Annotated in this window: 15 protein-coding genes and 2 pseudogenes; 10 read left to right on the forward strand and 7 right to left on the reverse strand. The window is 36.0% G+C overall.

Annotated elements, in window-relative coordinates:
• Nucleotides 1–129: 129 nt before the first annotated feature.
• A pseudogene (locus F6K27_RS24570) lies at nt 130–358 on the forward strand (IS1 family transposase); the annotation flags it as partial.
• 137 nt (nt 359–495) lie between these two features.
• Here the strand turns inward: F6K27_RS24570 and F6K27_RS24575 are convergent.
• The 3 genes from F6K27_RS24575 to F6K27_RS24585 form a co-directional block, all read right to left on the reverse strand.
• Nucleotides 496–3,147 (reverse strand): DUF3769 domain-containing protein, encoded by a 2,652-nt coding sequence (locus tag F6K27_RS24575; protein WP_287277253.1) that lies wholly within the window; start codon nt 3,145–3,147, stop codon nt 496–498.
• Between the two features lie 317 nt (nt 3,148–3,464).
• Complete coding sequence (locus F6K27_RS24580; RefSeq protein WP_124145587.1) at nt 3,465–3,581, reverse strand: photosystem II reaction center protein I; 117 nt, start codon at nt 3,579–3,581, stop codon at nt 3,465–3,467.
• 104 nt (nt 3,582–3,685) lie between these two features.
• Nucleotides 3,686–4,900, reverse strand: a complete 1,215-nt coding sequence (locus F6K27_RS24585; RefSeq protein WP_124145586.1) for a hypothetical protein — start codon at nt 4,898–4,900, stop codon at nt 3,686–3,688.
• Between the two features lie 1,497 nt (nt 4,901–6,397).
• Here F6K27_RS24585 and F6K27_RS24590 point away from each other — a divergent pair.
• The 4 genes and pseudogenes from F6K27_RS24590 (at nt 6,398) to F6K27_RS24605 (ending at nt 13,302) form a co-directional block, all read left to right on the forward strand.
• Nucleotides 6,398–9,694: an alpha-mannosidase gene (locus F6K27_RS24590; RefSeq protein ID WP_287277251.1), complete on the forward strand. Its 3,297-nt coding sequence runs from the start codon at nt 6,398–6,400 to the stop codon at nt 9,692–9,694.
• A gap of 50 nt (nt 9,695–9,744) precedes the next feature.
• Nucleotides 9,745–10,110, forward strand: a pseudogene (locus tag F6K27_RS24595) (transposase); the annotation flags it as partial.
• Nucleotides 10,111–10,836: 726 nt separating this feature from the next.
• Nucleotides 10,837–11,160 (forward strand): hypothetical protein, encoded by a 324-nt coding sequence (locus tag F6K27_RS24600; protein ID WP_124145584.1) that lies wholly within the window; start codon nt 10,837–10,839, stop codon nt 11,158–11,160.
• 1,017 nt (nt 11,161–12,177) lie between these two features.
• A complete protein-coding gene (locus tag F6K27_RS24605; protein WP_124145583.1) occupies nt 12,178–13,302 on the forward strand; it encodes a site-2 protease family protein in 1,125 nt (374 codons plus the stop codon).
• A 754-nt stretch (nt 13,303–14,056) separates the two neighbouring features.
• Here F6K27_RS24605 and F6K27_RS24610 read toward each other — a convergent pair.
• Complete coding sequence (locus F6K27_RS24610; protein WP_124144979.1) at nt 14,057–14,794, reverse strand: class I SAM-dependent methyltransferase; 738 nt, start codon at nt 14,792–14,794, stop codon at nt 14,057–14,059.
• An 8-nt stretch (nt 14,795–14,802) separates the two neighbouring features.
• Nucleotides 14,803–15,003: a hypothetical protein gene (locus tag F6K27_RS24615; RefSeq protein ID WP_124144980.1), complete on the reverse strand. Its 201-nt coding sequence runs from the start codon at nt 15,001–15,003 to the stop codon at nt 14,803–14,805.
• A 947-nt stretch (nt 15,004–15,950) separates the two neighbouring features.
• Here F6K27_RS24615 and F6K27_RS24620 point away from each other — a divergent pair.
• Nucleotides 15,951–18,479, forward strand: a complete 2,529-nt coding sequence (locus F6K27_RS24620; RefSeq protein WP_287277249.1) for a mannose-1-phosphate guanyltransferase — start codon at nt 15,951–15,953, stop codon at nt 18,477–18,479.
• A gap of 666 nt (nt 18,480–19,145) precedes the next feature.
• A complete protein-coding gene (locus F6K27_RS24625; RefSeq protein ID WP_287277248.1) occupies nt 19,146–19,652 on the forward strand; it encodes a single-stranded DNA-binding protein in 507 nt (168 codons plus the stop codon).
• Between the two features lie 164 nt (nt 19,653–19,816).
• On the opposite strand, the gene lipB is transcribed toward F6K27_RS24625, so the two are convergent.
• Complete coding sequence (gene lipB / locus F6K27_RS24630) at nt 19,817–20,491, reverse strand: lipoyl(octanoyl) transferase LipB (RefSeq protein ID WP_124144983.1); 675 nt, start codon at nt 20,489–20,491, stop codon at nt 19,817–19,819.
• A 264-nt stretch (nt 20,492–20,755) separates the two neighbouring features.
• On the opposite strand from lipB, the gene hpf reads away from it, so the two are divergent.
• Nucleotides 20,756–21,400 (forward strand): ribosome hibernation-promoting factor, HPF/YfiA family, encoded by a 645-nt coding sequence (gene hpf, locus F6K27_RS24635; protein WP_124144984.1) that lies wholly within the window; start codon nt 20,756–20,758, stop codon nt 21,398–21,400.
• A gap of 275 nt (nt 21,401–21,675) precedes the next feature.
• Here hpf and F6K27_RS24640 read toward each other — a convergent pair whose 3' ends face one another.
• Nucleotides 21,676–22,143: a peroxiredoxin gene (locus F6K27_RS24640; protein WP_124144988.1), complete on the reverse strand. Its 468-nt coding sequence runs from the start codon at nt 22,141–22,143 to the stop codon at nt 21,676–21,678.
• Between the two features lie 871 nt (nt 22,144–23,014).
• On the opposite strand from F6K27_RS24640, the gene F6K27_RS24645 reads away from it, so the two are divergent.
• Nucleotides 23,015–23,287, forward strand: coding sequence for a response regulator (locus tag F6K27_RS24645; protein WP_287277247.1), 273 nt, complete (start codon nt 23,015–23,017; stop codon nt 23,285–23,287).
• Between the two features lie 380 nt (nt 23,288–23,667).
• Nucleotides 23,668–25,782 carry an NHLP family bacteriocin export ABC transporter peptidase/permease/ATPase subunit gene (locus F6K27_RS24650; protein WP_375339698.1) on the forward strand — a complete coding sequence of 705 codons (2,115 nt, stop codon included), beginning with the start codon at nt 23,668–23,670 and terminating at the stop codon, nt 25,780–25,782.
• The last annotated feature ends 256 nt before the right edge of the window (nt 25,783–26,038 follow it).

Genomic DNA, 26,038 nt, shown 5'->3' on the forward strand with positions numbered 1-26,038 from the left:
CGCGCAGCGAACGCACTACACCCCTTCCATTCTCAATAAGCGTTTTCTTTTTGTTGAAATATTTTTCAGCTCCCGAAGGCAAATTCCTTTCTCTATATAGCTTTCAACTAGCTTGTCACCTCGTGAGGTGGCCGTCAATTGATCGCAGAATATAAACCCATACGGATATAGTGATGATCTCAAACGCAACTGCTGGAAAATGTATGTTAATGGCATGGGTTTTCGTGCCATAGAGAGAATTACAGGAGTTTCACGCACAACTATTATGGATGGGGTCAAACTTGTGGGAATACTTCTACCAGATGCCTATGAGGCAGAAACTATCCCAGATATCGGAGAATTGGAGCAACTAGAAACCTTATAATTAAGTCGTGCAACCCCGCCTTGACTGGCGAAATATTTTTGGAGAGTTGCTCACGCATCCCCTACTTCCCCTCCTGGGAGGGGTTAGGGGTGGTTTAACTTCTGACTTCTGACTTCTGACTTCTGACTTCGTTAACGAACCACACCGCCACCTACGGGCCGAATATCTTCCCCTGAGAAAGGAGTTGTACCACCTTGCCAGTTGAAGTCACTGATCCGGAGGCTAAATGTACCAGTTTGTCGTCTGGGACTAAAAGTTAATATGACTCCATAAGTACGACGACTATATTCTAATGTGATTCGATCGTCGAGAATATCACCATTTTCTATGTTGATTCCACTTTGATAGCCAACCCGAAAACCTTTATAAATCTGTTGGACAAGACCAAATAAGAGGACATTCGTGTCTTCAACGCGGTCAAAGAAAAAAGGTGACTGACCACTTAGACCTGTCTGGCTATAAGTTAAGTTGAATCCAGTATAATCAAAAAAGTCTCTGGAAAAATGTCCAAACTGACCAGTAAACCCAAGACTGCCACGAAGATAAGATTGGTCTTCATCGTTACTATAAAGGCTAGTAGCACCAGTCAGTCCTAAGACCATTTGCACAAATGGAACTACTGGTTTGCTGGTATATCTCAAGCCTTCGGTCGGGGTCGCTGGCAATGCTTCTCCACTCCAGATAGTTAGTGGGTATCTCAGGGAGACTACGCTCTGGAAACGACCAAGGTCAGCTCGTGCTTTAGCATCGTCGTCATCATTTTCATCATTTTCATCGGGTAAGGGTTCAAATGGTTGGAGGTCTGTTAATAATTCCCGACGGTCTGTTCTGGCATTGACAACTTGATAACCTGTCTGAAAACTTAGTTGGGCACCAGTTTCTCCTAGTGGTATTAGGGGGGAGGTAAGAACGACACCTGCGCTGCTGTGAACTGTTTGAAATCCTAAACTACCATTGAATAAGCGATCGCGATAACTATACTCTCCTGTTACATTGTAACCTTGGTATAACTGTCTTAGTCGAATGCTACCCCGAAAGTCGTCTTCTTCTAGGTCGGGAAAGTCTTTGAATGTGAGAAATGTGGCTCGTCCTTCTAGTTGAGTTGTGGGGGTTATGGAACCGTTTATTGAAGCTTTGAGACCAAAAACGTTATCATCTATGGGGGAGTCGCCTTCATCTCCTAAAAATGCTCTTTCTAAGTAATATTGGGGAGTGAGTCTGACTTGAAATGGTATTTGAAGTGGGGGTTCAAATGTGGTTTCAACAAATAATCCTCCTCTATCATCTTGGTCATAACCAATTTGAATTGGTAGGGGGTCTCTTTGGTTACGGTCAATGATTGTTCGTTCGCGAAATAGTGGCAAGCTAAAGCGATCGTCGAATACTAACCGTGCTTTTTTGGTGATTAGTTCATCTTGAAAGGGGGATAGGGGTTTGAGTGTAGCACGCTCGCTTCTTAATTCTACTTCTGGGGGTGAGAATGGATCGTTGGTGAGTCGGAGATTTGTGGCTTCCCAGGTGCCTGCACCTAATAAGTTGAGACGGTCTGCTTCAAAGCGTAGTCTATTAACTGTTCCTGCTTGTTCGGGTGCTTCTAGTTTGGGTTCAAATGTAACTTTTGTGCCTTCAGTTGCTTTGACATTTGTTGGTGGTTGAGTAGCACTGATGCGATCGCTTAATGTTCTTGCTTGTAATGCTCCTACTCCTTCTGTGGTGGGTAGGGATGATGAGGATGTTTCTTCGGCGTTACCGACAAATATAATTCCACTTGCTTGTTCAATTACTCCTTTGTCTAGGGTAAAGTTGTATTCCATGCGTTCTCCTAGCAATACTTGTTGCCCTTGAGTAAAAACAGCATTTCCCGTAGCCAGGAGTTGACGAGTTGTTAAGTTAATTTGTACTTTGTCTGCGTTAACGAGTCCTTGACTAAATCGCACTATTACTTTACCTTCTGCTGTAATTAGTCGCCGTTGGTCGTCATATTCTTGACGCTCTGCTGTTACTTCTACTACATCTGCTGGCAAGGGTACTGTAATAGGTTGTTTATTTTCTGTTTCTTCGTCTGACTCTTGGGTTTGAGATTCTGGATCTGCTATGGGAACGGGTGTTTCTTCTTCTTTTGATTCTGGGACATCTGGCTGGTCTATAGGTTGTTGCTCTTGGGGAAGATTGGGCAATTTTGGGGAACTATCTTCTATTGTTTGTCCTATTTCAAGTGTTTGTTTTTGTGTCTGTGTTTCAAGTTGCTCTGGTTGACTGAAAAATTTTGAGGTAATTATTTTTTGCTTGGTACTTGCAGTATTCTTACTGAAATGTTCTAGAATGTCTCTACTGTTTGAGCTATATAAGTTTATTTGTGTAGTAGTTTCTTCTTCTTGTTTTCTGGCTGTATATTCGGAGAAATTTGAGAAGGAAGTAGAGGAGAATGTTAGTTTTCTATCTAAATTAATTTGGTTTTCGATAGTAGAAATTTTTTCTGCTGATGATATATCTATTTCTACAGGTGGTCCCAGACTTGCTGAGGTTGTATGAATTGGACTTACTGGACTAACAGGGTCAAAGGTGGATTTAATTTGAGGAATTTTGTATAATACGGTTTCTCTGAATTCTTGTCCTGAGAAAGTGTTTTTTGCAGACAATATGATTTCCTCAGTCCCCTGGTTTGATTTTGGCAGTGGGCTAGGTACTTGCTGTCGTAATTTTGTAACAGATTGGGTTACCGTTTGTGAAGGGAGGGTTTCAACTATTGGAGGTAGTTGTGGTGGGGGCAGAGGATAGGACATATTTCAGATAGAAACATTAAGCTCAAAGGTTAAAGATCGGAGTCGATCATAAACTTAAGAGTTAGAACTTTTACAGAAGATTTATCAATTCAAGAGTAAAAATCTAATTAGCTTGGCCTGGAGATTACTTTTTTCCACTCTTTAGGGTCTGGATATATTATTCAGTTACTCACTGAATTTGATTTTACATATCATATTTTATAAATTATGTCAAAAACTAGCCTGGAATATAACACTTAATCAGATTAGTGGACTTCCAGGCTGACTGAAATCTTGGTGCAAGTTTTTACTCAGTCTCTAAAAATATAGAGATTTTATTACTCCATATCTCGACCACTAGGGTTACGAGCAGGATCGTTGGACAAGAATCCAAAAATGAATAATGCAACAAAGAAGAGGACGACAATATTAACGACTATTTTTAGAGTTAGCATCTATTAGTTTTCTCCCAGGATGTGAAAAATTGATATTGATTATGAAAAATCTACAACTTTCTTATCATATCTAAATACTGTCTCATTTGACTACAATATATGTGTCAAATATTTTTCAACTTCTTTTGGCTCCATTGCCAGACTTGTGCAAATACTTTTTCTATCCAGGTCATAACCACATCCACCCATCCCAATATTTCTTCTAGAGGATGTTTGATATATCCTATTGAAACTGAGGCTACTTCTAAGCAGTCTTGTTCTTGCTGGTAATCTGGCCTACTATCTTCTCTACTATAATATTGAATCGAAACTTTGGCATTTTTTGTGGTCTGGGAAAAGTTTTGTTCATTTGTCTTTGTTAAAGTTTTGATGCTCCTGCCTCGATTTTCTCTAAATCTGATAGTTTCTATGTTGGCAGAATTATTAGAAGTGAAAATGGTCTTTTGAGAAGAGTTCTGTACCTGGTCTTCCTCTTGTTTTACTTCTAACAATGATTCAAAGGGTAATTCTTCTATGTTAATAGGTGGTAGTAATTCATTTAAACCTAGACTTCTAGTAATTGGGTGTATGTAATGTTTAGCTATATTGTTAATAAAGTCACGGAAAATTAGATTGGAACTTGACAATAATGGCAGTGTTTGGTAATTATTTTTTTCCTGAATTAGTTTATTTTTCTCCGGGGGTAATTTCAATTCCTCAAATAGATTGAACCATAAGGCTATTTGACTGGTTTGCACCCAGGCCATAATTTGCCAGAAAATACTCATATATCTAGAGTTGGGTGCAATTTCGGCGCATGGTTGAAGTTGCAATGGGGTGTTGTTTTCTAAGTAAGCTGTTAAGATAAGTGGCTGTTTTTGTTGGTCTTTGGTCAAAAGTTCAGATTTTTGATGATTATCTGCCAGGGTGTCTTGATTTTCAAATTTAATGTCTAGTCTTGGGAAAAGTTCAGATTTGGGTTTAATTAGGGAAGAAGTTGAGGTGTTTACTGGGAGTTTAGCTGCTGGTGGGGTGACTGTTTGTATTGTTGTTAGTGATGCTTGCTGAATAGGTTGGTTAGTATTTTGATGATTTTTAGTTGTTTCATTATTGACTTTATTTGTGATTTGTGGTTTTTTTACGGATGCCTTTTTTCCTAGCTGTTTGACTGCTAGGCGAGAGGTTTGCAGCAACACATATATTGGATAAAGTAGCAATTGAATTGTGTTGGTAGTTGCAAATTTTACTTGATTGAAGACGCGATCGCTTCTATCTAATATTTGGCGATATTTTTCAGAAACAAAGTTTAATACTTTACTTTTATAAGGACTTGATGTCATTTTTATTTTAAATTTTTGATAGGGGTAGGTTTATTTATTTTCATGATTTTCTTTTTCTTGCTCCGTCTTTATGTGCTCGGAAACCTCAGCGCAGGCAGTGCGCTTTTTTGAAGCAATAGGGAATAGGAGAAGGCGATCGGATAATTTTTATAGAGTTAAAAGTGAACTAATTATAGAGAGTAGTATGTTACTAAACAGCTTTATTATATCTCAGAAGCGAAGTTTTATGAGACTCTGGAGTTAGGAATAAGTTTGTTTCAGTTATGAGTAAATTGAAATATGAAATATGATTTGGCTTTACTTATCTATGGATTAGCTAAGGTTTTGATGAAATTTTTTTTTCTATGAGGAAAGCTAATCAAGGACTTAGGTGAGTTGCAAGAAAGTTGTTGTTAGAAAAAAATCAGAATCTACTTCTACATCTCAATTTCAATTAGAAAGAATATCGGGCAAGGCAAACGCATCTTATTTTGAAGTTCTAACAGGGCAAGGATGTTAGGGTTCTGAGTGTTTATACTTATTACTTCTCTAAAGCTTAACTGTAGAAGATTCCAGAATTTAGATGCGTTGGCCCTGGAATATCGGGGCGTTTGTTGAATAAATAGTCATGCGTAGGGGCGAATAACTCCCAATACATAAATTTTCTCACAACTTTTTGGGGAATGCAAGGCAAAAAACCTCACAGATTTTTTTGAGCTTCACAAAATGCTTATTTTGCTCTTCTCAGTAGAGTGGAGCGATCGCTCATCTATATATAGCTATCGGTAAAAAGTGCAGTGTTTTTAGTTGAATAAATAGTCATGCGTAGGGGCAAACAACTCCCAATGCATAAATTTTCTCACAATTTTTTGGAGAATGCAAGGCAAAAAACCTTGGCATCACGTTTTTTTTCTGGAGCTTGACAAAATGTTTTTTTTGACTCTACTGAAATGAATATTTTCTCTCTGTTCTAAATTGAGTGGAGCGATCGCTCATCTATATATAGCTATCGGTAAAAAGTGCAGTGCTTTTAGTTGAATAAATAGTCATGCGTAGGGGCGAACAACTCCCAATACATAAATTTTCTCACAATTTTTTGGGGAATGCAAGGCTCAAAACCTCACAGATTTTTTTGAGCTTCACAAAATGTTTTTTGTGACTCTACTGAAATGAATATTTTCTCTCTGTTCTAAATTGAGTGGAGCGATCGCTTATATCTCTCTATCTATAGTTATCAGTAAAAAGTGTGGCGTTTTTAGTTGAATAAATAGTCATGCGTAGGGGCGAACAACTCCCAATACATAAATTTTCTCACAATTTTTTGGGGAATGCAAGACTAAAAACCTCACAGATTTTTTTGAGCTTCACAAAATGTTTTCTTTAACTCCATTGAAACGAATATTTTCCCTATCTTCTCAGTTGAGTGGAGCGATAGCTTATATCCTATCTATTCTTCTTCCTTCTTTCTTCTGCTATATACTCTTTCTAAACATTCAATAATCAACAAATCAAAACTTTATGCAATTTTCTATTAGAGAAATTTCAACAACTATAGAAAAACTACGAAAACTAACCCAAGTAGATATTCAAAGACAATGGCGATGTCAGCAAAGAGATATACCTTTAACCGCACTTGAAAATTTAGATACTTGGGAATTAGCCGTAACAAATGAGAGAAAACATATTGCCTGGAAAAAAGGTAAACAGATTTTATGGTTAGGGCAAAAATTGATAATTCCCTCACACTTAAACAACTATTTTTTAGCTGATTTATCTTTAAAATTAAGTTTAACTTGGTGGGCTGAATCTGCGGAAATTTATGTAAATGGAAAATTAGTACAAACAGGAGATTTATTTGACTGTTCGAGTCGAATTTTACTAACTCCAAAGGCAATGGTTGGGGAGACTTTTTTAATTGGGATTAAGTTGGTAAGTCCGGTACATGACTGGGGAGCTTTAGTAAAGTCTTGGTGCGTGTATGAAAATGTGGATAATTATCAGCTAGACCCTGGTTTATTGGCAGATGAGTTAGAAATTTTAGTTGAATATTTGGCAAAAGTTGAGACTGAGAATGACTTAGATATAGAAAGAATAAAATATGCGGTAAATTTGATAGATTGGCAGTCAGTTGGAGAGAGGGAAAAGTTTGAAGAGTGTCTGATAAAAGTTAATGCTGAAATAGTCAAAATTTATGAGAAGTATATTAATAGTTTAAAACTGAAATTATTGGGTCATGCTCATTTAGATTTAGCTTGGTTATGGGATGTCAAAGAAACTTGGGAAGTGGCGCAACGAACTTTTGAGTCTGTATTGAATTTACAACAAGATTTTCCGGAACTTATTTTCTGTCATTCGACTCCGGCACTATATGAATGGATAGAAATAAATAGACCAGATTTATTTAATAGAATTAAAGCGCAAGTAGAGTTGGGAAAGTGGGAGTTTGTTGGGGGTTTGTGGGTAGAACCAGAGTTAAATACTGTGAGTGGGGAATCAATTGTTCGTCAGGTTTTATATGGTCAAGGTTATTTTTGGGATAAGTTTGGCAGATTTTCTCTTGTAGCTTGGTTGCCGGATAGTTTTGGTTTTTGTTGGCAACTTCCACAAATTCTTCAGGGTGGGGGTATGGAATATTTTGTGACTCAAAAGTTGCGTTGGAATGATTTTATGGAGTTTCCTTTTGAGGTTTTTTGGTGGGAAGGTTTGGATAAAAGTCGAATTTTTAGTTTGATGTTACCGCCGATAGGAGAAAGTATTGATGTTGTAAAGATGGGAAGGTTTGCTTGTGAATGGTTGGTGAAAACTAGTAGAAAAAATGTTTTGTGGTTGCCTGGGGTGGGAGACCATGGTGGGGGTCCGACTAGGGATATGTTGGAGGTGGGGAAAAGATGGCGGGAGTCTGGTTTTTTTCCTTTGTTGGAGTTTACGACTGCTGAGAATTTTTTAGTAGAGTTGGTGGGGGAAGGTTCTGATGATTATCCTGTTTGGGGGGATGAACTTTATTTGGAGTTTCATCGAGGTTGTTATACGACTCATGCTGATCAAAAGAGATGGAACCGTTGTTGTGAGGGTTTGTTGTATGAGGCGGAGTTGTTTGCTGTTTTTGCTTCGGTTGTGACTGGTGCTTTTTATCGGAAGAATGATTTGGAGGTTGCTTGGAAGGGGGTTTTGTTTAATCAGTTTCACGATATTTTGCCTGGTTCGGCTATTTCTGATGTTTATGTGGATGCTAATAATGGTTGGAGGGAGTCTGAACGGTTGGGGTTGGAAATTTTGGATGAGGCGATGGAGGCGATCGCTTCTCATATTGATTTTTGTCCGCCTTTTTCGTTTGATTCTGGTGAAGATGGGATGTTTTATCGGGTTATTGTTTTTAATTCTCTGAATTGGCAACGTTCGGAATTGGTTTCGGTTGCTTTGCCAGCGCCTCCGGAAAAAAAGGATTGTTGGGGTGTGGGGAGTAGGCAGCAGGGAGAGGGTTTGGATATGGATAATTATTCTGCTGGTATGCAAAATGATCGAAATGACTGGCTAGTTTATGACAATGAGGGAAAATTAGTTAGTTCTCAGGTGTCGGATAAGGATTTATTGTTTGTTGCTTCTGATGTACCTGGGGTTGGTTATCGAGTGTTTTGGCTATGTTGCGGGTTTTCTGGTTTGGACAAAAGACTATATATGAGCACACCTATTGCCTATTTTACAGAAAGGATAGCAGAAAAATTTGAGTTTGTCAATACTGTTAGTTTAAATGGTGAAAGATGGCTTTTAGAGAATGATTTATTACGGGTAAAGGTGGAGGGGGAAACGGGAAATTTGGAGAGTATTTTTGACAAGATTAATGAATGGGAAGTTTTGGGAAAAGGGAAGGGGAATGAATTGCAGGCTTTTCAAGATGAGGGTCAATATTGGGATGCTTGGAATATCGATCCAAATTATCAAGAATATCCTTTAGCTGCTGCAAAATTAATAGATATTGGGTGGATGGAAAAAGGAGATTTAAGAAGTTGTCTGCGGGTTATTAGAAGAATAGGAAAGTCTGAGTTTTGTCAGGATTATATTTTGGAGTTTGGTTCTCCACTGCTAAAAATTAAATGTTGGGTAAATTGGCAGGAAAGTCATACTTTAGTTAAAGCTGCTTTTCCTATAAATATAGATACGGATTTTGTTACTTATGAAATTCCTTGTGGAGCAATTAAAAGAATGACTAAGTTTCAGACAGAAAGAGATAAGGCAAAATGGGAAGTTCCTGCTTTACGTTGGGCGGATATTAGTGATGATAATTATGGGGCAAGTTTGCTGAATGATTGTAAGTATGGATATGATGCAAAGTCAGATGAATTACGTTTAACTTTATTAAGGGGTTCGACTTGGCCTGATGAGGAGGCTGATGTGGGAATTCACGAATTTACTTATGCTATTTATCCTCATTTGGGAAGTTGGGAAAGTGCTGGTACTGTGCAACGGGGTTATGAGTTAAATCTGCCTTTGCTTGTTAAGGTAATGCCGTGGATTAGTTCTGAAAAATCTGGTGGAAAGTTGCCACAAACTTATCGTTTCTTGGGTTGGGAAACTGATAATTTAATTTTGATGGCGTTGAAACGGTCAGAGAATAATCAATATTGGATTTTAAGGTGTTATGAATGTTTGGGAAGAGAGGCAATTTTTAAATTGGAAAGTGATGCTGGTTTGGCATTAGGAAAAGTTGTTGATTTGTTGGAACGAGATGTTGCTGAACCTTCTGTTGAGTTTGGGAGTAGAAGTTGTGAAATTTCACCTTGGAAAATAATCAGCTTTACTCTGGATTTTCTGGTGTGATGAATTTGGGGAAACGTTGTGAATTGAGATGAGCGATCGCTTGTCTCTATCAAGGAAAGAGAGGAAAAAGAGAAAACCTATTAGGGGGGAGAATAAAAAGAAAAAAGGACTTAATTGCCCCAATGATATTCACAGAAAGTTTAAATGCAGAAGGATTTGAAGGCTGGTAATCAATATTTTGATCACCCTGATGAGAAATTCCTTGAGTATTAATTATGGATAATGCTCCAATCCATGGCAAAAATATAATTAGAGAAATGGTAGAATAAACAGAGCATCAAGTAATATTCCTCCCCAAATATTCTCCTGATTTAAATAAGATTGAACATGATTTTAGTGCATTAAAGAGAGCCAGAATGTATGGCGATTCACATAAATCTTTAGATGAAATTATTCGTGATTATTGTATAGTTTAATATCTCATTCTTAAGTTAAATAACTATAAATATAGATATAGGTTGGGCAATGCCTGACTTTTGGTTGTGGGAGATGAGAGATTTTTCTCTATTTATCCATAGATAGGTATGGAAGGTGAAATTTTTGGTTGTGGAAGATCAGAGAATTTTCTCCATTTATCTTTTGTCTGAGTCGGGAATTTCTGCTGTGAGGAAAAATCGTCGGTTTTCCTTTACCTCTGGCAGTGAAAATTTCTCTATAAATTATAGATATAGGCATGGAAAGTGAAATTTTTGGCTGTGGGAAGTGTGGGGAAATATCATTTTAATTTTAGATAAAATTTTGACTTTAATCCGAGTAAAAATTGTTGATTACTGAAAAGGGATTGCCAAGAGAATCAAATATTTATTCTAAATTTTATATAGTTATTTTTTTTTGAGTAAAATTTTTTGGAATTAACAATGAGTAATTTTGTAGAAACTGCCAAAGGATTTTATTATCAGAAATATTTAAAAGTCTATGATTAGGGAAAACCTGTAGATATTGAAGTAATTAAAGCCTATGAAAATTTGTCTTTTTATATTCACGGATTAAATATTGAAAAAGCAGAATAACTTCTACAAAAAGAATTTGTTGATGAATATAAGTATCAGTTAAGATTTGCCTTTAGTTTTGAAAACCTTGTAAGTGTTTATGGAGGACTTTATCTAAGTGATTTGCAGAAATTTGATGAGATACCAAAATGCATGGCAGTTGATGGAGAAAATGATTTTGAAGCAACAGTGAATCAACTACCAAATAGTGTTTGGGAATCCTACAAATTTTATCATAAAGCGGAAGAAGGAAACTGGGGTAAAGCTTATAGATTGAGAATAACTATTGAAGGTCAAGATACATTAGTTATTCGTACAACTACTGATGGTGCTGATGGATGGCTTGAAGTATTTGATACTCAAGGAAATAATTTAGCATCAGCTCGTACTAATTATAATGCTATTGCTTGGCGATCAATGTTTCAAATTCGTCAATATTTTCTTACAGGAAACAGATATCTTCCAGAGCTGAGGTAAATTTTTTTGAGCTTTTCATAACTGTATTTTGGCTTGTTGAAAAATATTTTTTTAGAATTGAATTTTTGGAAAATATAATATAGCAGTCGAAGGAAAGGTTAGGACAGATAAAAAGCTTAAAACTCAGACAAAGCAATATTTTTTCTTCTTTCTTTTTCCCTCTTTCTTCTTCAAGATTCAGATAAAATTTATCTAGCGATCGCCTCTTAAGTAAGTGGGTATAAATAAACATAAAACCGAGATATAGTTGCCAGGTTAGTTAAAAAAAGTGCTTACTTAATCCCTACTGTCTAATTTATCATCAACGTTTTCTATTGTTAGATTTTGAAATTTACCTGAAACTCAATAATTATTCTGTTTTTTCTAAAGTAAAATGCTTAACTGATTCTGCTAAATTCTTTGTAATATTCATAATTTTTTGTGAATAATCATACAATTGTGTTGTGACTTGCTCAAATACTTCTATACAAATAACATCTAGAATTTACAATTTACAAGAATTCAACTGAAAATTAATTTTATTCTGTCACTTATGATTAATATAGCAATCTTATTTGAGTTGTGAGAGATTGTAGATTTTAGGGAATAGGGAATAGAGAATAGGGAATACCCAAGTAATAAAATTCTCATAAATCATGCCGGATTGCTGTATCTATATTAACTTCTAAATTAACTTCTAATTCACATATAATTCACATATAATTGTTATTTTAGTGTGAAATTTTCCACAATTTCTGGATGATCTAGTGAAGTTACATCTAATTTATTGCTTGTTTCCTGAAATCCCAAATCCTGTATCTGAATGAATTGGAACAGGCTATATTATGATAAAATCATCATAAATTTAATATCAGAAAATAATTTAGTTAATTTCTCTATGACCGAACATTGAGGGAGGGATACCACTATATTAAGAAACTACAAAGCTGATTTACATTTTGTTACAGTAAATATATAGATTTCTCAAGAGGAAAAAATTCCCTTAATTTAAAGATTATTAACTTAGAGGAAAAATTTATGAATAGATCTTTTCGTGTCGGCAATCTATTTGGTATACCATTTTATATTAACTCATCCTGGTTCCTTGTCTTAGTTCTTGTTACTTTAACTTATAGTAGCAGTCTGGCAGAGCAATTTCCAGAATTGACTGGGATGCTACCATTGATATTAGGATTAATAGCGGCATTATTATTATTTTCTTCTGTTTTAGCTCATGAGTTAGGTCATAGTTTTGTTGCTCTATCTCAAGGAATAGAAGTAAAATCAATTACCTTATTTTTGTTTGGAGGTTTAGCTAGTTTAGATAGAGAATCAAAAACTCCTGGAGAAGCATTTTCGGTGGCAATTGCAGGTCCGTTAGTAAGTATAGTTTTATTTGGTTTATTTACTATAATTAATACATTTACAGCCATCAACGGACCATTAGCTGCAATTCTCCAACTCTTAGCTTACATCAACTTAGTTTTAGCATTATTCAACTTAATTCCTGGCTTACCTCTCGATGGTGGAAACATTCTCAAATCCATTGTTTGGAAAATCACAAATAACCCTTACAAAGGAGTTATTTTTGCTAGTAGAGTAGGTCAAGTATTTGGTTGGTTGGCAATAGTTTCTAGTTTGATTCCTACTTTTTTATCTGGTAGTTTTCCTAATATTTGGAATATTCTAATTGGTTCGTTTTTACTACAAAATGCTGGTCGTTCTGCCCAATATGCAGAAATCCAAGGTACTCTTGCAGACTTAACTGCAGCAGATGCTATTATTCTCGATCGCCCAATTGTTTCAGCTAGTCTTTCTCTACGAGAATTTGTGAATGAATATATAATTGGGAAAGATAGTAGAAAACAGTTTTTAGTTATTAATGAAGTAGATCAGTTAGTAGGAGTAATTAACGTTGATGATTTGAAAGTAGTTAATACCTCTGAGTGGCCTTTAGTTATGGTAAAAGAATTAACGAAACCTGTAATAAATATGGAGACTGTGGTAGCTAAAACTTCTCTTTTAGAAGTAGTTTCTTTATTGGAACAAAAGCAAATTAATGAATTAACTGTTATTGATGAAAACGGTGTTTTAGTTGGGTTAATTGAAAAAGCTTCAATTAGGAGTCTGTTGGAAAACAAAGCTCAGGTAAAATCTGCTTAGGTCAATGGAATAGAAAAATCTTTAATCTGTTAGATCGCGGGAGTCAGGAGTTAGGAGTCAGATGAATGGCTTCTATACCAACTCTTCGCTCATAAATTCTCTTTTTTGTCAAAGGAAAATTTCCTGCAATTGTCTTTTAATTACACTTATTATTCGACTACATTCTTTTTTCAAATTCGTATTATTGGCAGAGAATATATGGTTCGTTCAAAACATAGATATGAATGTGAAATAGGAGTCAGAATGAATGGCTTCTATACCAGTTTTTTGGTCATAAATTTCCTGCAATTGTTTTTTAATTACACTTATTATTCGACTACATTCTTTTTTCAAATTCGTATTATTGGCAGAGAATATGGTGTCGTTCAAAACAAAAATATGAATGTTAAAATTGAAGTTTTCTTGTATATCTAAGCAATCGGGAATAGAGAAAGAGTGAGAAGATTGTAGAATTAGAGAGAAAATTTTTGTTATTGTTAATTAACTAAGGAATGAAAATCAATTCAAACCAGATAAAATTAATTACTTTTAAGAGGTTTTATCAGATCTCAAACATAAATTTCCGGTCTTATTTAATTTACTTTCCTTAGAATATATAATATATAGCAATCAAAGGGAAGGGCGCGGATAGATCAAAAGTTTAAAGTTCAGACAAGACAATATTTTTCCTTCTTCCTTCTTCCTTCTTTTCTCTGCTATGTCTTGAAGACTCAACTCTGTAACTAGCAATCTCCCATTCAAACTTCTTAACTAATTAAAATTTGATTTTATACATTTGAAATAATTCTCCAGGTTGTCGCCTTACTATTTTTCCGCCCATAGCGTCGATCATTTTTTCCCAATTTTCTAAAGGTTCCAAAAATACTTCTGCTCCTAAATAAGTTTCTAAAATTGCCCAATTTTCTGCTAATGGTTGTTCTGGGTTAAGCACATCAAAAACAAAGTTATTTTCAGGTTTAAGAATGCGTTTTACTTCCTTAAGTACTTCTTCCCAATAATCTATGGGATAATAACAACTAAAGCCTGTAGCGATCGCTAAGTCAAACTCATTTGCTTGATAATTTAATTGGTGAGCAGGTCCTAACTCTACTCCTTTAAATAGTTTATAATTTAGTTGAGAGCCTCGATGATTTAGATTATCTCTGGCAATTGTACTAATTTCTTGACCATAAAAAAAAGCTTCCCAATCACGCCAAGGGTAAATCAAAAAACTCACTCCACAGCCAATATCCAAACATTTTTGATTTTTCTTAGGTTTAGCTATTTCCCAAAAAGGTGAAACTATTTTTGCTGTGAGATTACCGGAGGCATAATCATGAAATATTGGCATTGCTTCAATTTCCGAGGGTAACTCAAAAGACTCTCCTCGGTAATCTCGATCAAAGCGACTCTGTACTGCGATGATTTGAGTATGCCAATTATCTAAATTTTTTTGAGCGAACCAGGAAGATTGGTCTCCATCTGAGGACAAGGCAGACTTTTTTTTGGACATTTATTTCTCTATCGTCTAGAACCTTTCAGAGCTTTTGTAAAGTTCTTACGGTAAGATTTGTTACCAATTAATAAAACAGGCCACAATATAGATAATATCAAACGATTCTGAAAGTTCTTGGAAAAGTTCGTCTGTTCAAACCCATTCCAGAATTTCCAGATTCCACCTCCATATACAACCAGTAATAACAGGCCAATTAACGTACTCATGGCACAAAACTCTTAAAAGGTCAATTTTTCAAGTGTAGCCCAATATAATTATGTAATTAATTTTAATTGGACTTTAGGTTTAATATTCATCATATTATTATAACCAATATAGGTAATATAGGTAAGTAGGTGGGTTTCAACAATTAATAATTAATAATTAATAATTACCTCTCCTTGAAAACGGATAGGATTGACTAATCATGAAAATTTTTCTTTATTATCCCCTTAAAAAGGGAGGCGCATACCCACAATTTTTCGGTAAAAAAATATAAAACTGAGGTACAAAATTTCAGACGAGGTGGAAAAAATTGCCTAACTTATATTTTTTCTAAACAATCATTTTCTAGATTAATTTGACCTATAGCGTTTTTATCTGGGATGTGGAGACCAATTGCTATGAAAAAGGTATGGAGGAAATACTAAAGGAGGAAAAAAAGAATTAAATAGTAGCAAAAACAAGGATGTAAGGCGAACGACCGACAAACTATTTTTATTATAAAAATCTCAAATTAGATTTACATCTTAAATAAAAACACTATATATACTTAATGATTACATAATTAAAATTAGATAATATTTTCACAAAATTTTTCTACAGCTATTCCCCTAATAGGAATTGAGGAATAGAAAAGTCATAAAAAATCAGGGAAAAATTTAATTTTTATAATGATTGCTATGTCTAAAATTTATGATTATTCCTGGAGTTTGATTGATTTTGAAAAAAAAATTGAAGTAAAATTTTAGATAAAAAATTTAAACAAAAATTTTGTCAAAGTAAATAAATAAAATTTTAATGACAGTATTGTTTATTTTTAAAACAATACCTGTAGAGGAAATAATTAGTTTTGACCCATTGTTTGTTATCTGACACAATCAGATCAAAGGAGTGTCAATTAGTATGAATGAATGATATATAGCAAGACAAAATCAATAACAAAGGAGGAATTATGCGTGCAGTATTAATGGCAGGAGGTTCCGGAACACGACTCAGACCACTGACCTGCGATCTTCCAAAACCAATGGTACCAATTTTAAATCGCCCAATAGCCGAACATATTATTAATTTATTAAAAAAACATCAAATTAGGGAAATTATTGCTACTTTACATTATTTGCCTGATGTAATGCGTGAATATTTCCAAGATGGCAGTCAATTTGGAGTACAAATGACTTATGCTATAGAGGAAGAACAACCTCTAGGAACTGCTGGTTGTGTGAAAAATATTGCTGAACTTCTCGATGAAACTTTCTTGGTAATTAGTGGAGATACAATTACAGATTTTGATTTAACTACAGCTATAGAATTTCATAAAAAAAATAATTCAAAAGCCACTTTAGTACTAACTCGTGTACCTAATCCTATTGATTTTGGAGTAGTAATTACAGATGAAAAACAGAGGATAAAAAAGTTTCTAGAAAAACCTTCTAGCAGCGAAATATTTTCTGATACTGTTAATACAGGAACCTATATTTTAGAGCCAGAAATTTTAAACTATCTACCAGATAATCAAGAAAGTGATTTCTCGAAAGAATTATTTCCTTTATTGTTAGATAAAAATGAGCCAATGTATGGCTATATAGCAGAAGGTTATTGGTGTGATGTCGGACATTTAGATGCCTATCGGGAAGCTCAATATGATGCACTTCAACATACAGTAAAACTTGATTTTGCTTATCAAGAGCGATCGCCCGGACTTTGGACAGGAGAAAATACTTATATTGACCGGACAGCTAAAGTTGAGACACCAGCTTTAATCGGAGATAACTGTAGAATTGGCCCAAGAGTGCAGATTGAAGCAGGTAGTGTGATTGGAGATAATGTGACAATTGGTGCAGATGCTGATGTGAAGCGGCCAATTATTTGGAATGGAGCACTGGTGGGAGAGGATGCAAATTTAAGAGCTTGTGTAATTTGTCGAGGTGCGCGGATAGACCGTCGTGCTCAGGTATTAGAAGGTGCTGTGGTTGGTTCATTATCTACTGTAGGAGAAGAGGCTCAAATTAGTCCCAATGTTAGAGTATGGCCTAGTAAAAAAGTAGAATCTGGAGCTACCCTGAATATTAATTTGATTTGGGGAACAACTGCTAAGAGAAATTTGTTTGGACAACGAGGGGTGCAGGGATTAGCAAATATAGATATTACTCCAGAATTTGCGGTGAAGTTAGGAGCAGCTTATGGTTCTACTTTAAAACCTGGTTCAACAATATCAGCTTCTCGCGACCAACGCAGTATATCTCGGATGGTTTCTCGGTCTTTAATTGCTGGTTTAATGTCAGTTGGAGTGAACGTAATAAATTTAGAATCTACTGCAATTCCTATTGCCAGAACAATTTTACCAACTATGAATCTTGTAGGTGGTATTCATGTACGTCTTTCTCCTAACCGCTCAGACCAAATATTAATTGAAATCTTTGATTCTCAAGGAATTAATCTTTCTAAAACGAAGGAAAAAAAGATAGAGGGAGCATATTTTAAAGAAGATTTACGGCGAGTACAAATTCCAGAAATTGGCAATGTGGTTTATCGCCATGAAGTATTAGATGCTTATAGCAAAGGCTTTGAAAATCTGCTTAATTCTGAGGCAATTCGCTATAGTAAATCTAAAGTAGTAATTGATTATTGTTATGGTGTTTCTGGAGCAGTATTACCACAATTATTAGCTAAATTTGGTTGTGATGCTGTAGTTTTAAATGCGAGCTTAAAAGAGACTTCTTTAGGGCAAGAAGAAAAAGAGAGTTTATTAGACCAATTAGGTCGGGTGGTAGAAGCTTTACAAGCAAATGTAGGAGTTCAAGTCGCAGCAAATGGAGAACAATTAATATTAGTAGATGAAACTGGTTCTGCTATTCGTGGTGAAATGTTAACTGCACTAATGGTTAATTTGATGTTAACTGCTCATCCACGCAGTTCGGTAGTAGTACCAATAAATGCTTCTGCGGCAGTAGAGCAAATTGCTCGTCGTCACGATAGTCATGTGATTCGGACAAAAGCAAATCCCACGGCATTAATGGAGGCTTGTCAAATTAATCATAATGTGGTATTAGGTGGGAGTGGTGATATGGGATTTATTTTTCCTAAATTACATCCTGGTTTTGATGCAATGTTTTGTATCGCTAAAGTAATAGAAATGTTGACTATTCAAGAGCGCTCTTTAGGACAAATCAGTGCGGATATTCCTGCTGTTACTCATCGTTCCTATAAAGTACGTTGTCCTTGGAAAGTAAAAGGTGCCTTAATGCGGTATTTAGTAGAAACTAATTCTCCAGAAAAATTAGAATTAACTGATGGAGTAAAGATTATTAATCATCAAAATGATAATTGGGTATTAGTTTTACCGGATGCTGGAGAACCCTTAGTACATATTTATGCAGATAGTAACGATCGAGATTGGGTTGATAAAACTTTGAGGGATTACCGCAATACAATTAATGATTTTGTGAATTTATTTATGACTGGGAAGAAACTAAATGCTTGATAGTATGGCAGAAGGAAGAAGGAAGAAGGAAGAAGGAAGAAGGCAGAAGGCAGAAGGGAAAATATGGCTTGTCTGAGTTTTCAGCTTTTGATATGTTCTCACCTTTCCTTCGATTACTATAATTAATTATCAGGAAGAAAGAATAAGAGAAAATATGGCGTTGTCTGAGTTTTCAGCTTTTGATATGTTCTCACCTTTCCTTCGATTACTATAATTAATTATCAGGAAGAAAGAAGAAGGGAAAATATGGCTTTGTCTGAACTTTAAGCTTTTGATATATTCTCACCTTTCCTTCGATTACTATAGCAATCCTAAATCGTTTGTGATAGTTTTATTGCTTCAGTGTTTCTCCCATATCTGTTCCCTGTTTCCTAAAATCTACAATATTTCTAAACTAAAATAAGATTGCTATAATTATCTTGTTTTTGTTTTCCTTTTTTTTGCTAATTTGAAGGGGATTATAATTAAGATTAGGTGAGCAGAAATAAACTCAATATTTGAAGGGCATTATAAGTTAAGATAGGTGAGCAGAAATAAACTCAATATTAGAGGGCGGGTTATTAGAACTCATTGTGCTTAAGTCAAAGGTTTCGGTTAAACCCGCCCCTAAAATTTTTTTACTTATTACTTTTTACTTTGTTCAATTAGTCATAGTTAAAAATTAAAATGAATAGCTGTATATTGATGGTACAAATTATCAAAGATCCAGAACTTCGCTACACAGCAGATGCTCAATTACCAGTAGCAGAAATGATGGTGGAATTTTCTAATTTAGGAGTAGAAAAAAAACCTGCTGTACTAAAAGTAGTAGCATGGAGAGATTTAGCTCAACAAGTTAGTCAACAATACCACGAAGGAGATGTTGTAATTGTGGAAGGTCGCTTGAATATGAATACTATTGAACTACCAGAAGGTTTTAAAGAAAAACGAGCTGAATTAACAGCTTCCAGAATATATCCTGTTAGTCCTGAAGCTATGACTCAAGATGATAGTCAAACATCCAAAAATCAACCTAGTAAAAGAACTGTAACTCAGACACAACCACAAGAGCAAAACTATAATAATGTTGTAGATTTAAAGTCTCGTCGTAGCTCTACTTTCAACGAAGAATCAAAACCAAATATACCAGAAGAGAAATCACCTCCAGACGACTCCGATCCTATACCTTTTTAACTAGCTCTCAGCATTTCAGCACTCAGCTTTGAGTACGAAAGCTTGGGTTTAAATCCCCGACTTCTAGCTTGTCGTTTAATTTGAGGAGGGGTCGCACATCCCCTTGCCGATCAGCTGTTTGTTCCGCATTATAGACCGAAACACTTTTTAACATTAATAGCAAATTAACTCGAATAGCAAATTAACTCGACTCCAAATACTTTAGTAAAAGCAGCAGCTACTTGAGGAAGGACTTCATCTATAGTAATACCAGGAATAAACTCTGCCAGACTACCTACAGATTTATCAGAAATACCACAAGGTACAATTCTGTGAAAACCAACTAAATCTGGACAAACATTTAGAGCAAAACCGTGCATAGTTATCCAACGACTAACTTTAATCCCCATAGCTGCTATTTTTCTTCCCTCTAACCAAACCCCTGTTAAACCTGGATATCTTTCACCATCGAGACCATAGACATCTAACACTTGTAACAATACTTCTTCTAGTTGTCGTAGATACCAATGTAAGTCCTGCTGATAACGTCGTAAATTGAGAATAGGATAACCCACCAGTTGGCCGGGGCAATGATATGTAACTTCCCCACCTCGCTCCACTCGGTAAAGTTCATATTCATTTTGACTGGGATCGAATTTGAGAAAATCTAATGTGGCCCCTTGTCCTAAAGTATAAACTGGTGGATGTTCTAATAATATTAGGACATCAGTCAATTCTGGACAATTACGACGTTGTTGGACAAGTGATTGTTGCCATTCCCAGGCCACTGAGTAACTGATTAATCCTGGACAAATTAAATGGCAAGGGGGAGGTAACTTGGGATTATCTTGAGAAAGCATGTTAGAGAGTTTTGAAGTGGACAATGTGATGAAATACCAATATCTAATAGTTGAGTTATATAGCTAGAGTAGTTAGGAGTCAGTTTGGGTACTGTGAATTATCCAAACAATCAAGGATAAATTTACCCTTGTAAATTTAGCTAAATTCAAGCCAAAAAAATCAAGAAATGTCAAGGGATGCAAAGGATTTTAAAGATAGGATGTTAGGGAGAATACAAAGTGCTACTCTAAATAGTAAATCCCAAACATTAGCGGAGGGAGCTTATGAAGCTTGTTATCCAGGGTAAGAATATAGAAATAACCGATTCCATTCACGAGTATGTTAATCAAAAAATTGAAAAAGCAGTTAGCCATTTTCAACAACTCACTACAGAGGTAGATGTACATCTGTCAGTAGCTCGAAACCCACGGATAAATCCTAAGCAGACAGCAGAAGTAACTATCTACGCTAACGGTACAGTCATTCGTGCCCAAGAAAGTAGCGAGAATTTGTATGCTAGTATTGACTTAGTAGCAGATAAAATTGCACGCCAATTAAGAAAGTATAAAGAAAAGCGTCAATCCAAGGTGAGTAAAGCTAAAACTGTTGAGATGATTGAATCACAACCAGTAGAGCAGGATTTGATTGGCGATCGCCAACCGGAGCTACCTAGTGAAGTAGTACGGACGAAATATTTTGCTATGTCTCCGATGACGGTAGAAGAAGCACTAGAGCAGCTACAATTTATCGATCATGATTTCTATATGTTTTCCAATGCTGCAACAGGCGAAATTAATGTGATCTACAAACGTTATCATCATGGTGGTTATGGTTTAATTCAACCACGACCTACTAATGGTCATAGTAGCAATGGGAAGGCAGCTCATAATACTGATGAAGTAGCAGGTATTGAATCTGCTCAGGTTTAGAATGATATCAGAATTGGAGTTATAGCAGGGAATAGGGAATAGGGAATAGGGAATAGGGAATAGGGAACAGGGGGAAAAATTTTTCCTATCTGAGGTTCATCATCAGTCTATGTCCTAAGCAACTTGTTCCTTGGTATATTCACTAATCTCTGAGTGATTCATTTTAACAATTAGAGCTTACGCAAAAATTCTAATTGCAGGGTGCGTTGCAATGCGCCCTAAACTGCGGTTATGGGATAATAGAGAATTTTGCGTAAGTCTCTGATGAAAGCCTTCTAGCTTCTTGAGGCAGGTATTGCTTTTAATGTTTTTAAAGCTTCTTCAACGTGAGCTTCAAAATTGAGCATAGAGTCAAAGATATGACGGATAATTCCTTCTTTGTCTATGACGTAAGTAACTCTACCCGGCAGTATCCAAAGTGTAGCAGGAACACCATATAATTCTCTGACTTTGTTGCTAGTATCGCTTAAAAGAGTAAAGGGTAAATTATACTTGCTAGCAAATTGTTTGTGAGACTGTTGAGAGTCTCCACTAATACCAATCACTTCAGCACCAGCATCTGTAAAGACTTGATATTTATCTCGAAATGCACAAGCTTCTTTAATGCATCCAGGTGTGTCGTCTTTGGGATAAAAATAAACGACAACATTTTTCTTACCATGGAAGTTAGATAGAGAAACTGGGGTTTCGTCTTGGGATGGTAAGGTAAAATTGGGTGCTCGATCTCCTACTTTAACTGCCATATTTAAGTTTTGAGTCCATTTTTTTTGGACATACATATAATGTTAACTTTTTGTTATATTAGCGTACATTATTAGGATTAGGAAAATTATAGAAGAAGGAAGAGGGAAGAAGGAAAAATTGCGTTCAAGACAGGGAATGAGAAGGAAAGAAGACAAAGAAAGATCGGAGAAAGTTTTTTGTTTAGCTGGCGCACAACGCATCCTATCTCCTGGGTCGGAGCTGCGCTAAGGTTATGCTGGGCAAAAATGTCGCGCAGCGTTAACGCAGTTGTGCGCCAGCAAAACGCAAATGCGACATGTAACGCGGAGCACGGAACGGAGTTCTATCCCTAATTAAGCGGAGATAATAAGTAATTATAGAATAGATAGGATTTGCTGATTAATATCATGTCCGGTAGCATCGTTTGTGTATAGAATTAAGTCACAATTGGAAGAAACCCTTGAACATAAAGGCCTTTTGCCCTCTGCCTTCTTTCCACCAAAGTATAAGTATTCAAGGATACATGATATAACTCTAAAAAGCCTTTATTTGTAAATAATTTAGCCTTTTTACGGAAAAAATGCAAGTTTTTCGTTCCAAAAAGCTGAAAATGTGATAATTTTCAGCAAACCTAGAGAGACAAATATCAGACAATTATTCCTCCTGACTCAGTCCTCCTACCCCCTACAAAAAGACTTTTTCAGCAAACCCTAGATAGAAGTTTACTATTCTTCAGATTTAATTGGCGATCACTTGCTTTGCGTTTTCAATTTGAGTCGATTAATTACTATTATGTTAGTTTAATAAGTAAGGGACTTCCGAGTCAAAAAATATTTCATTGCACTGAATTTAAGGGAGTAGGGGTAGTCCAAAAATTGAATAATTTATTTTTTGCTATTCTCTAATCAAAAGAAGTATTCTTTCCCCCTTTTTAGTCCTTGTAAATCCTATGATATTATCTTAATGGATATGGAAATGCCACAAATGAGTGGGGTAGAAGCTACTTGTTGGATTCGTCAACATTTTCCAGATAGCCAAAAACTTTATATTATCGCCATGACTGCAAATGCAATGGAAGAAGATCGCCAAATTTGTTTAAATTCAGGAATGAATAATTATATTTCTAAACCAGTGAAAATTGACCAGTTAAAATCCGTATTATAACTTGAGTAACGATCGGATGTTTAAATAGAGTAATCAAATTAAGTTTGTAGCTATTTATAGTACTGCTTCTTATATCGGTAGTGGTAAACAAGTAATAATTTTTCTAGTCTACCTTCCGATCATTAAAGGGATGTAAGAACTAATATCCTGACATCTTTAGGACTACCCTTATATCATGTGCCCCCTTCCAGGGGAGCTGCGCTAACGGATAATTAGTAATCAAAAAACTTTCTTCTACTCTTCCCTCCTAACTCCTGATTCATGACTCCCGACTCCTGAGTGCTCTCTCATTATTTATAACTATTCAACCGGACATAATATTACTTCTTCTTTCTAAGTCAAATGAAAAAAAAAGAGTCAAAACCCCTACAATTATTCAGATGGAAGCCGTTGAATGTGGTGCTGCTGCCCTCAGTATCATCCTCGCTTACCACGGTCGCATTGTACCTCTTGCCAAACTCCGACAAGAATGTGGAGTTTCCCGCGATGGCAGCAAAGCATCTAAAATAGTTGGTGCTGCCAGAAATTACGGAATGGAAGCAAATGGTTTCAAAGCAGAAACCCTCGATCAACTTGACGAAATATCTCCCCCCTACATTGTATTTTGGGAATTTAATCATTTCTTAGTCGTAGAAGGATTTAACAAACATCAAGTTTTCCTCAACGACCCTGCTACCGGACCTCGCAAAGTTTCCTGGGATGAATTTGATGAAGGCTTTACCGGAGTTATCCTCACTATCGAACCCGGAGATGAATTTGAAAAAAGTGGTCGTAAACCAAGCATCATCCCATTATTATATCAAAGACTCCGACCATCTTTAGGCGCAATAATTTATTGTATAATAGCAGGCTTTCTGCTAGTAATTCCCGGTTTGACAGTACCAGTATTTAGCCAGATATTTGTTGATAATATTCTTGTGGAAAATCGTACTAACTGGTTGCGTCCCCTAGTTTTGGGAATGACGATCGCCATGATATTACAAACTTTACTGACTTTATTGCGACTACGCTACCTGAGAAAATTAATGATTAAATTATCTGTAGGCATGTCTAGTCAGTTTATGTGGCATATTCTGCGACTACCAGTAGGATTTTATGCTCAAAGATATGCTGGAGAAATTAGCGATCGCGTCAATATCAATAATGAAGTTGCCCAGGTGCTTTCCGGTCAGTTAGCAACTACAGTTATTGATACAGTGATGATAGTATTTTATGGGTTGGTGATGTTTGCCTACGACCACGTACTAACTTTAATCGGAATTAGCTTTGCTGCGGTAAATATCTTAGCCTTGCAGTGGGTATCTCGGCAACGGGTAGATGCCAATATGCGGTTAGTACAAGACGAAGGTAAACTTGCGGGGGCAAGTATTGCGGGGTTGCAAAGTATGGAAACCCTAAAAGCATCGGCGCTGGAGTCAGACTTTTTTTCTCGGTGGTCTGGATATTATGCGAAAACTGTGAATACTCAACAACAGTTGGAAGTGACAAATCAAGCTTTAGAGATTTTACCAACATTTTTATCATCCCTAACATCAGTATTGGTATTAGTCGTAGGTGGTTTGCGAGTCATGGAAGGGGAACTGAGTATTGGAATGTTGGTAGCATTTCAGAGTTTGATGTTAAATTTTCAGGAACCTGTAAATACTTTGGTTGGTTTTAGCAGCACTCTCCAGGAATTAGAAGGAGATTTGAATCGACTTGATGATGTATTGAGTAATGAGACCCAGGAAGAAGCTGAAGGGGAAAAAGAGCAAGTATTTGAAGAATCAAAACTCAAAGGTTATGTAGAATTAAGGAATATTACATTTGGCTATTCACAGGTAGATCCACCTTTAGTCATAGATTTTAATTTGTCGTTGCAACCAGGGCAAAAAATAGCATTAGTTGGTGGTAGTGGTTCGGGAAAATCGACGATCGCCAAATTAATCTGTGGTTTGTATCAACCGTGGGAGGGAGAAATTTTGTTTGATGGTGTTCCCAGAGAGAATATTTCGCCCACAGTATTAACTCATTCTCTGTCGATGGTGGAACAAGAAATATTTTTATTTGGTGGCACGGTGCGCGATAATTTAACTTTGTGGAACCCGACAATATCAACGACTCAACTGATGAAAGCTTGTCAAGATGCCGTTATCCATGAAGCAGTGATGGCATTTCCTGGTGGATACGATGGTGAGTTATTGGAGGGAGGAGCAAACTTAAGTGGGGGTCAAAGACAGAGGTTAGAAATTGCTCGTGCTTTGGTAAATAATCCCACAATATTAGTAATGGATGAGGCAACGAGTGCTTTGGATGCGGAAACAGAGAAAATGATTGTTGATAATTTGCAGAGTCGGGGGTGTAGTTGTATTATTGTGGCGCATCGGTTGAGTACTATTCGTGATTGTGATGAGATTATTGTTTTGGAATATGGCGAGGTGGTGCAGCGCGGTACTCATGAGGAAATGTTGCAGGAAGAGGGAGTGTATCGGGAGTTGATTAGTTCTGAGGGGTAATCAGAGAAATGATCTCATCATGACTTACGGATAGACATACCTGCAGGGTGTTTTGCAACGCACATTATATCACAGAAGTGCGTATAACGCTCTGATTTTGCGTAAATTCTAGTTTAATCAAAAATAATAGGGGTTGCACATTATGGAATGATATTGCCAAAAATTGGTTTAGATTTTGACTAAAAATAACCATTAATTAATCATTCTAGCAATTGATTAATCCACAATCCAATTCAATCAAAAATATCAAATCATT

Origin of the sequence: Okeania sp. SIO2F5, from assembly GCF_010692685.1 — a bacterium.
Taxonomy (GTDB): domain Bacteria; phylum Cyanobacteriota; class Cyanobacteriia; order Cyanobacteriales; family Microcoleaceae; genus Okeania; species Okeania hirsuta.

Bases quoted from the DNA above. Each gene is read 5' to 3' on its own strand.
- F6K27_RS24580 (WP_124145587.1), bottom strand. From the start codon at position 3,581: ATGCTAACTCTAAAAATAGTCGTTAATATTGTCGTCCTCTTCTTTGTT.
- F6K27_RS24600 (WP_124145584.1), top strand. From the start codon at position 10,837: ATGGCAGTTGATGGAGAAAATGATTTTGAAGCAACAGTGAATCAACTA.
- F6K27_RS24620 (WP_287277249.1), top strand. From the start codon at position 15,951: ATGCGTGCAGTATTAATGGCAGGAGGTTCCGGAACACGACTCAGACCA.
- F6K27_RS24625 (WP_287277248.1), top strand. From the start codon at position 19,146: ATGAATAGCTGTATATTGATGGTACAAATTATCAAAGATCCAGAACTT.
- hpf (WP_124144984.1), top strand. From the start codon at position 20,756: ATGAAGCTTGTTATCCAGGGTAAGAATATAGAAATAACCGATTCCATT.
- lipB (WP_124144983.1), bottom strand. From the start codon at position 20,491: ATGCTTTCTCAAGATAATCCCAAGTTACCTCCCCCTTGCCATTTAATT.
- F6K27_RS24615 (WP_124144980.1), bottom strand. From the start codon at position 15,003: ATGAGTACGTTAATTGGCCTGTTATTACTGGTTGTATATGGAGGTGGA.
- F6K27_RS24575 (WP_287277253.1), bottom strand. From the start codon at position 3,147: ATGTCCTATCCTCTGCCCCCACCACAACTACCTCCAATAGTTGAAACC.
- F6K27_RS24610 (WP_124144979.1), bottom strand. From the start codon at position 14,794: ATGTCCAAAAAAAAGTCTGCCTTGTCCTCAGATGGAGACCAATCTTCC.
- F6K27_RS24605 (WP_124145583.1), top strand. From the start codon at position 12,178: ATGAATAGATCTTTTCGTGTCGGCAATCTATTTGGTATACCATTTTAT.
- F6K27_RS24585 (WP_124145586.1), bottom strand. From the start codon at position 4,900: ATGACATCAAGTCCTTATAAAAGTAAAGTATTAAACTTTGTTTCTGAA.
- F6K27_RS24640 (WP_124144988.1), bottom strand. From the start codon at position 22,143: ATGGCAGTTAAAGTAGGAGATCGAGCACCCAATTTTACCTTACCATCC.
- F6K27_RS24590 (WP_287277251.1), top strand. From the start codon at position 6,398: ATGCAATTTTCTATTAGAGAAATTTCAACAACTATAGAAAAACTACGA.
- F6K27_RS24650 (WP_375339698.1), top strand. From the start codon at position 23,668: ATGGAAGCCGTTGAATGTGGTGCTGCTGCCCTCAGTATCATCCTCGCT.